This is a genomic window from Intrasporangium chromatireducens Q5-1, from assembly GCF_000576575.1.
Classification (GTDB): Bacteria; Actinomycetota; Actinomycetes; order Actinomycetales; family Dermatophilaceae; genus Intrasporangium_A; species Intrasporangium_A chromatireducens.
In genome coordinates, this window is record NZ_AWQS01000190.1 from 1 (window position 1) to 7,305 (window position 7,305).

General features: G+C 71.9%; 4 protein-coding genes and 1 pseudogene. 1 reads left to right on the forward strand and 4 read right to left on the reverse strand.

From position 1 onward, the window contains the following. Positions 1-25 precede the first annotated feature (25 nt). Positions 26-1,678, reverse strand: a complete 1,653-nt coding sequence (locus N864_RS16955) for a thiamine pyrophosphate-binding protein (RefSeq protein WP_034719600.1) — start codon at positions 1,676-1,678, stop codon at positions 26-28. Between the two features lie 371 nt (positions 1,679-2,049). On the opposite strand from N864_RS16955, the gene N864_RS16960 reads away from it, so the two are divergent. Continuing rightward, the gene (locus N864_RS16960; protein ID WP_034719602.1) at positions 2,050-4,032 is read left to right on the forward strand and encodes a M4 family metallopeptidase; all 1,983 of its coding nucleotides are present in this window, start codon (positions 2,050-2,052) and stop codon (positions 4,030-4,032) included. A 93-nt stretch (positions 4,033-4,125) separates the two neighbouring features. Here the strand turns inward: N864_RS16960 and N864_RS16965 are convergent, their stop codons facing one another. The 3 genes and pseudogenes from N864_RS16965 to N864_RS25125 form a co-directional block, all read right to left on the reverse strand. Next, complete coding sequence (locus N864_RS16965; RefSeq protein ID WP_155892987.1) at positions 4,126-4,701, reverse strand: hypothetical protein; 576 nt, start codon at positions 4,699-4,701, stop codon at positions 4,126-4,128. Between the two features lie 42 nt (positions 4,702-4,743). Further along, positions 4,744-6,666, reverse strand: a complete 1,923-nt coding sequence (locus N864_RS16970) for a penicillin-binding transpeptidase domain-containing protein (protein WP_034719607.1) — start codon at positions 6,664-6,666, stop codon at positions 4,744-4,746. Then, positions 6,663-7,305: pseudogene (locus N864_RS25125) on the reverse strand (hypothetical protein); the annotation flags it as partial. The gene N864_RS16970 and the pseudogene N864_RS25125, both read right to left, overlap by 4 nt.

A 7,305-nucleotide genomic window follows, 5' to 3' on the forward strand; every position in this document is an offset into this window, starting at 1 on the left:
GTGGCCCTTCGACGGGTGGGGCGGGTCAGGAGTTGATCCGGATGATCTCCTGCTGGTACGGCGCGATGACGGTGGTCGAGACCCGGCAGTCGAGCAGCAGGAACGAGCGGGTGGCCGGGTCCTCGCCGGCCCACCGGCCGAGCCGGTCGAGGTCGGCCAGGCGCCGCACGACGACCCCTTCGGCGCCGACCGCCTCGGCGAGGGCCGCGAAGTCGACGTCCGAGATGAGCATCGGTCCCTCCGCCAGGCCCTTGAGGCCGTAGAGGTTCACCTCGGCGCCGTAGGCACCGTCGTTCCACACGACGGCCAGCCCGCGGCCGCCCGCCACCCGCACGGCCGACTCGAGGTCGGCCAGCGCCATCAGGCCGCCGCCGTCACCCGTCGTGAGCACGACGGTCGAGTCGGGCTTCGCGAGGGCGGCGCCCGGCACGGATGGGAAGCCGAGGCCGATCGACTGGTACGCCGTGCCGACCATCATCATCCGGTCCGGAGACGCGACCGGCCAGTACATGTTGGCCCACCCGATGAAGTGGCCGCCGTCGGAGACGACGACCCGGTCCTCGGGCAGGAGCTCGCCGATGCGGTGCGCCACCGCGCGCGGGTCGAGCCGGCCGTCGGCAGCCAGCTCGTCGCCCAGCTCCCGTTCGTGCAGGCCCTCGACGTCGACCGACTCCCGCCAGCCGGACGGCTGCGCACCGAGGCTGTCGAGCGCCGCGACGAGCTGGCGGGCGACGACCGCCGCGTCGCCGCGGATGAAGCCGCTGACGTGGGGGTGCGTCGCGGCCGGTGCGACGTCGACCTGCACGATGCGCGTGCCCGGCGCGAACAGCTCCCCGAAGCGCATCGTGAACTGGTTCAGCCCGGCGCCGAAGACCACGGCCAGGTCCGCCTCGCGGACCAGCTGCATGGCGCCCTCCGCCCCGAACCCGCCGGAGACGCCCAGGTCGTACTCCGTGGCCGGGAAGACGCCGCGGCCGAGCGCCGTCGTCGCGGTGAGGGCGCCCGTGGCGTCGGCGAGCGCCCCGAGGGCCTCGCCGGCACCGGAAACCCAGGCTCCGCGTCCGGCCAGCAGGAGCGGGCGCTTCGCGGAGGCGAGCGCAACGGCGAGCTCCCGGAGGGCGGCCTGCGCGAACGGGCCCTGCGGCGCGAGCGGGGCGGGCAGGCGAGGGTGCGGAGCCGTCGGCACCGGTCCCGCCTCGACGGTGGCGACGTCATACGGGATGGCGAGGATCGTCGGCACCCGGTAGGTCAGCGCGTGCTCGACCGCGATGACCGTGGTGGCCGCCGCGTCCATGCGTCCCACCGTGTAGGTCCGCGCTCCGACCGCCGAGGCGAGCGCGATCTGGTCGACGTCCCAGGGCCGCCGCCCGGAGGTCGGCTCGTCGCCGACGACCAGCACGAGGGGGACCCGCGCCTGCACCGCCTCGGCGAGCGCGGTCAGGGTGTTGGTGAAGCCGGCGCCGTACGTCGCGGTCGCCGCGGCGAGCCGCCCGGACGCGCGGTGGTAGGCATCGGCGGCGACGACCGCGCCCGCCTCGTGCCGCACGGCGGTGAAGGTTGCTGTCGTCCGGCGCTCGAGGGCGTCGAGGAACCAGGCGTTGCCGTTGCCCATGAGCCCGAAGACGTGGTCGACGTGGGCGGCAAGGGTGATCGCGACGTGGGTGGAGACCGTGGGCATGGGGACGCTCCTCAGCGGCGAGATGCGAACGGGTGGTGAGGCCGTATGTGTCTCGCTCACCCGTCCCGGTCGTCGTCGACCCGTCGGGCGGCTGCGTGCCCATTTTTCGAGCACCACCCCCGCTCGGAGCGGCGGTGGACATGCGGAGTATATGAGGGCCGCCGGTCCGCGGCGGGTCGCCGGGCGCCCCCGGTTGCTGGGAGTTGCGTCAAGAAACCGTCAAGAGGCGCGCCCCGTTGCCCCCAGTCTCGTATGCACTTCGCAAAGTCTTCTCCAGCCCGGTTGACCGCATTTCCCCCCGCCTGCGACTTTCGCTCATCGGCCCGCGGCATCTCGTCCCACGAGACGGGCCCGACGACAAGGAGCAGAAGTTGAACCGACTCACCTCCGGCGCGGGGACTGCTGGTCTCCTCGCGGTTGCGCTGGCCGCCGCGCCAGCCGTGCCGGCTCTCGCCGGCCAGGGCGGCAGCGCCGCCTCGGGCGAAAAGCTCATCGTCCGATCCGTCGTCCACGACAAGGACGGGGCGACCCACGTCCGGTACGAGCGCACCTACAACGGGCTGCGCGTCGTCGGGGGCGACCTCGTCTCGCACCGCGACGCCACGGGCGCGGTCAGGAGCGTGACGTACAACCACGACCGGGCCTCCGTCGCTCCCAACACGCTCACCCCGACCGTCTCGGCGGCGGCCGCCCGGAGCGCGGGCCTGGCCGCCTCGCACGCGCAGCGGGAGCAGGCCTCGCCCGGTGAGCTCGTCATCTTCATGACCGACGGTGGTCCCCGGCTGGCCTACGAGGTCGTCACGGAAGGGGTGCGCGCCGACCAGACGCCGAGCCGCGTCCACACCATCGTCGACGCGACGACCGGCGCGACGCTCCAGTCGTGGGACGACATCAAGAACGGCACCGGCAACGGCATCTTCGTCGGCACGGTCAGCCTCGGCACCACGGGCAGCTCCGGCAGCTACTCGCTCAAGGACTCGCGCGGCAACTACACGACCGACCTGGGCAACAGGACGAGCGGGACCGGCACGACGTTCACCGACACCGACGACGTGTGGGGCACCGGCAGCCAGAGCAACCGCCAGTCCGCTGCGGTCGACGCGCACTACGGCGCGGAGAAGACCTACGACTACTACAACAACGTGCTGGGGCGGGCCGGCATCTGGAACAACGGAACCGGCGCCCGGTCCCGGGTCCACTACGGCAACAGCTATGTCAACGCGTTCTGGGACGGCACCCAGATGACCTATGGAGACGGCGCGAGCAACCAGCACCCGCTCGTCGAGCTCGACGTCGCGGGGCACGAGATGAGCCACGGGGTCACCGAGAACACCGCGAACCTCACCTACTCCGGTGAGTCGGGCGGCCTCAACGAGGCGACGTCGGACATCTTCGGCACGGCCGTCGAGTGGTACGCGAACAACAGCAGCGACACGCCGGACTTCCTCATCGGCGAGGAGATCGACATCAACGGCAACGGCACGCCGTTGCGCTACATGGACAAGCCGAGCAAGGACGGCTCCTCCAAGGACTGCTGGAGCTCGAGCCTCGGCGGCCTCGACCCGCACTACTCCTCCGGGCCGCTCAACCACTGGTACTTCCTCGCCTCGAACGGGTCGGGCGCCAGGACCATCAACGGCGTCAGCTACAACAGCCCCACCTGCAACGGCTCGTCCCTGACCGGCATCGGCCACGAGAAGGTCGAGAAGATCTGGTACCGCGCCCTCTCGACCTACCTGACTTCGTCGAGCACCTACGCCGCGGCCCGCACCGGTGCGATCAAGGCGGCCAAGGACCTCTACGGCACGAGCAGCGCGGAGTGCGCCGCGGTCGCCGACGCCTTCTCGGCGATCAGCGTCGCGGCCACCTCGGAGACCTGCGGCGGCAGCACTCCGCCGCCGCCGAGCGGTGGCAACTGGGTCACCAACGGCGGTCTCGAGTCCGGGCAGACCGGCTGGACCGGAACGAGCGGGCCGATCACGAACAACACCGGTCGCCCCCCGCACAGCGGCTCGTGGAAGATGTGGCTCGGCGGCAACGGCCGGACCACCTCGGAGTACGAGCAGCAGGCCTTCACCGTCCCCTCGACGGCGACGTCCCCGACGCTGACCTACTGGATCCGCATCGACACCTCCGAGTCGACACGGACCTATGCCTACGACAAGCTGGCCGTCAGCCTCAACGGCACGACGGTCAAGAGCTACTCGAACCTGTCGGCCACCAACGCCTACCAGCAGGTGTCCGTCGACCTGTCCGCCTACAAGGGCAAGTCCGTGACGCTGAAGTTCACGATGAACGAGGACTCGCTCTACCAGACGAGCTTCGTCGTCGACGACATCAGCGCGCAGGGCTGAGTCCCAGCCCCGCGCCCGAGGGCCGGTATGCCGCTGAGCGAGCTCGGCGGCATACCGGCCCTCCTGCTCGTCCCCCTCGGACGGGACGTGGCCCTACGCGGTCGGGGTCGTGCACCGGGTCGACGACGGCCCGCTCAGCGTCACGTCGGCGACGAGGGCGGACACCCGGTTGCGGATCTCGCCCAGGGACGGGTCGTCGAGGTCGACCAGCCGGTGGTGCACGTCGGTCACTGTGATGGTGATCGGGTTGCTGCTCGTCTCGGAGGCCTCGGGGGACGGCGCATCGGACTGCGGTCCACCGAGCCGGAGGGTCGACAGGGCGACGAGCAGGCTGTTGCGGGTCGCCTTGTCGAGGGTGCAGGTGCGGCCGTGGATCGTGTCGGTGTCCACGGACAGGGTGCCGTTCGCGTTGAGCACCACCGTGTCGTGGAAGCCGGCGATGCCGCCGGTCCGCCGCAGGGTGAGGGGGAAGGTCGGGCCGGTCGGGTCGGCCGTCGGTCGGTCGAGCCCCGGCGAGCCGGCGGCCGTGTGGGTGCCGGGGGTCGTCGTGGTGACGCCGAGGGGCGCCCCGGGCGCCGGCGTCGAGCCGGTCGCGTCCGACGTCACGCCGCAGCCACCCAGACCGAGGACCCCGACGGACAGCCCCATGGCGAGCCCCCTACGAACCATGGGTCCCATCATCCGGCCATCCGTCCCACTTCGCACGCCGGATCAGGGTGCGTCGTAGTCCTTGAGGAAGCTGATGATGAAGGGTGCTGCATCTGTCGTACCACTGGGTCCGATTTCGTTGTAGGCGGCGATCGCAAGGTCCCCCCGCCCCGCCACCATCCAGGCGTGCGTCTTGGGCGGATTGTCCGTGCCGAACTCTGCGGTACCCGTCTTGGCGAACTCCACACCCACCTGCTGGAGCACCCGGCCGGAGCCCTCCTTGACGACCGCCCGCATCTCGGTGCGCAGCACCTCGGCCTCCTTCGGCTGCAGCGGCACGTCCGGAGCGGGCAGCCGCGGCTCGTCGGCGATGAGCCTGGGCCGCACCGTCTGGCCCCGCATCACCGAGGCCGTCGCGACCGCCATCGCGAGCGGTGAGGCCTCGACCCGGCCCTGCCCGATGAACGAGGCCGCGTGCTCGACGACGTCCTTCGTGTCCGGGACCGAGCCGAGGAAACCGGTCCACGGCAGGTCGAGGCTCTCGCCGATGCCGAGCGAGTGTGCCGCCGAGATGAGGTCCTGCTGGGACACCTTCTGGTACTGGCTGATGAACGCCGTGTTGCACGAGAACGCGAGCGCGGTCGCGAGCGTGATGTCGCCGAGCTTGTCCTTGGGATAGTGCGAGTAGTTGCCGAACTTGCGACCGTTGACGGTCAGCGTGTCGGTGCACGGGACCTTCGTGTCGGCGCTCGCCCCCTTGCGCACGAGTGCGAGCGAGCTGGCCAGCTTGAAGGTGGAGCCCGGGGCCTTCCGCCCGGCCAGCGCCAGCGGCGCGCCGTTGGCGGCCGGCCCGATCGCGGCGGCGACGACCTCACCCGTCGACACACGGACCGCCACGAGGGCTGTCGGCTGCTTGGTCTGTCCCGCGAGGGCCTTCTCGGCCGCCGTCTGCGCGGCCTGGTCGAGGGTGAGCCGCAGCGGGGTGCCGTCGGTGGACAGCTCGGCATAGAGCTCGCGCTTGTCCGTGGTGCTGCCGTCGGCGCCCTTCGTCAGCGCCTGGATCGCGAGGCCGGGAGCGCCGCGCAGCTGCTCGTCGTAGCGCAGCTCGAGCCCCGACTGGCCCACCTCGTCGCCCGCCTCGAGCGTGCCCTTGGACTTTTGGATCTGCTCGGCGGTCGCCTCGCCCACGCTGCCGAGGATCGGGGCGGCCCAGGTGCGGCTCGGGCCGAGCACCATCATCCGGGGCAGCCGCGAGGCGCCCTTGATCGCGTCGATCGCCGTGGTGTTCTTCGTCAGGGTGGGGTCCGTGGTGCGCAGCGTCAGCGCCGGGACGAACGCCTGTGCGCCGGCCGCCGCCACCCGGCCGGCGTAGCCGCCCGCGTCGATCCCGAGCACCTTGGCCAGCTTGGTCGCCGAGTCCTTGACCGCGGCCCCGGTGACCCGGGTCTTGTCGATGCCCACGACGGCGACCTCACGCTCGGTCATGAGGGGTGCGCCGTCGGCGGCGACGATGTCGGCCCGCTTGGGCCACTTCGTGACGAGGGAGAGCACCTCGTCCCGCTTCAGCTCCGGCGCGACGAGGGCCGGTGACCACGTGACCCGCCACCTGCCGTCGACGAGCGTGAGCGGCACGTTGGTCTGGTAGCGCCAGTCCTTCGGCGACTTCGAGACGTCCCACTGGGTCACCAGGGTCGCGGTCGCCGTCTCGGCCCCCTCTGCCTGCGTCACCTTCGTGACCGTCACGCCCGGACGGTTCTTGCCCATGCCCTTGTAGACCTTCTGGACGAAGGCGGTGGCGTCGGCCGGGCTGGCACCGCTGAGCGGCACCGCGGTGAGGTCGGCGGTTGCGAGCCCGTCGGCCAGGGCCTGCACCGCCCCGTCCGGCGTCGGCGGCTGGTCCAACATCGAGCAGGCACTCGTCGATGCGGTGCCGAGGACGGCGACGAGGGCGAGCGCGACGGAGCGGCGTCGTGCGGTGGAGGTCACGGGTCAACCGTACGGGCGCGGTCCTTCGTTGCCGAGCCGGCCACGCCCGGGAGCAGCCCGACGAGTCCGACAAGGATCGTGAGCACGAACGGCCAACGGGCGTGGTTGGCCGGCAGGAGCGCAGCCCGCAGCACGTCCCAGCCCGCGTCCAGCCACTCGCTCGGCGGGGAGCTCGACAGCATCGCCCTCGAGCCCGCGACATAGCCGCCGGCGGCGAGCAGGGCCGGCCCGACCCAGACGACGAGGAGAGCGGCCAGCCAGGCGAGGACCGCGCGTCGGGAGCGCGGCGGGCAGAGTGCGAGCCCGAGCCCCGCGATGACAGCGGTCACCCACGGGATCGCGGTGAACACGCCCTGCCAGAGCGTGCTGCCGATCGACCGTTGGACGAGCAGGAGGAATCCGAGCCAGCCGGTCAGCAGGACGCTGAGCACGGCCAGCCCGACGGCCCGCGCGCCGGGCCGCCCGCGCGTCACCGCCCGGCCGACGACGAGCCCGAGCACCGCGCCGACGACGCTGACTGCCACAAGAGCACTGAGGTAGAGCTCGGCCCGCTTCGAGCCGTGCAGCCCGGCGCGCACGACCAGACTGGTCTGGGCCAGCGCCGCCGCGGCGGCGAGCGCGGCGCCGACGAGCGCGGCC

Coding starts and splice junctions, on each gene's coding strand:
- N864_RS16955 (WP_034719600.1), bottom strand. CDS start 1,678: ATGCCCACGGTCTCCACCCACGTCGCGATCACCCTTGCCGCCCACGTC.
- N864_RS16965 (WP_155892987.1), bottom strand. CDS start 4,701: ATGGTTCGTAGGGGGCTCGCCATGGGGCTGTCCGTCGGGGTCCTCGGT.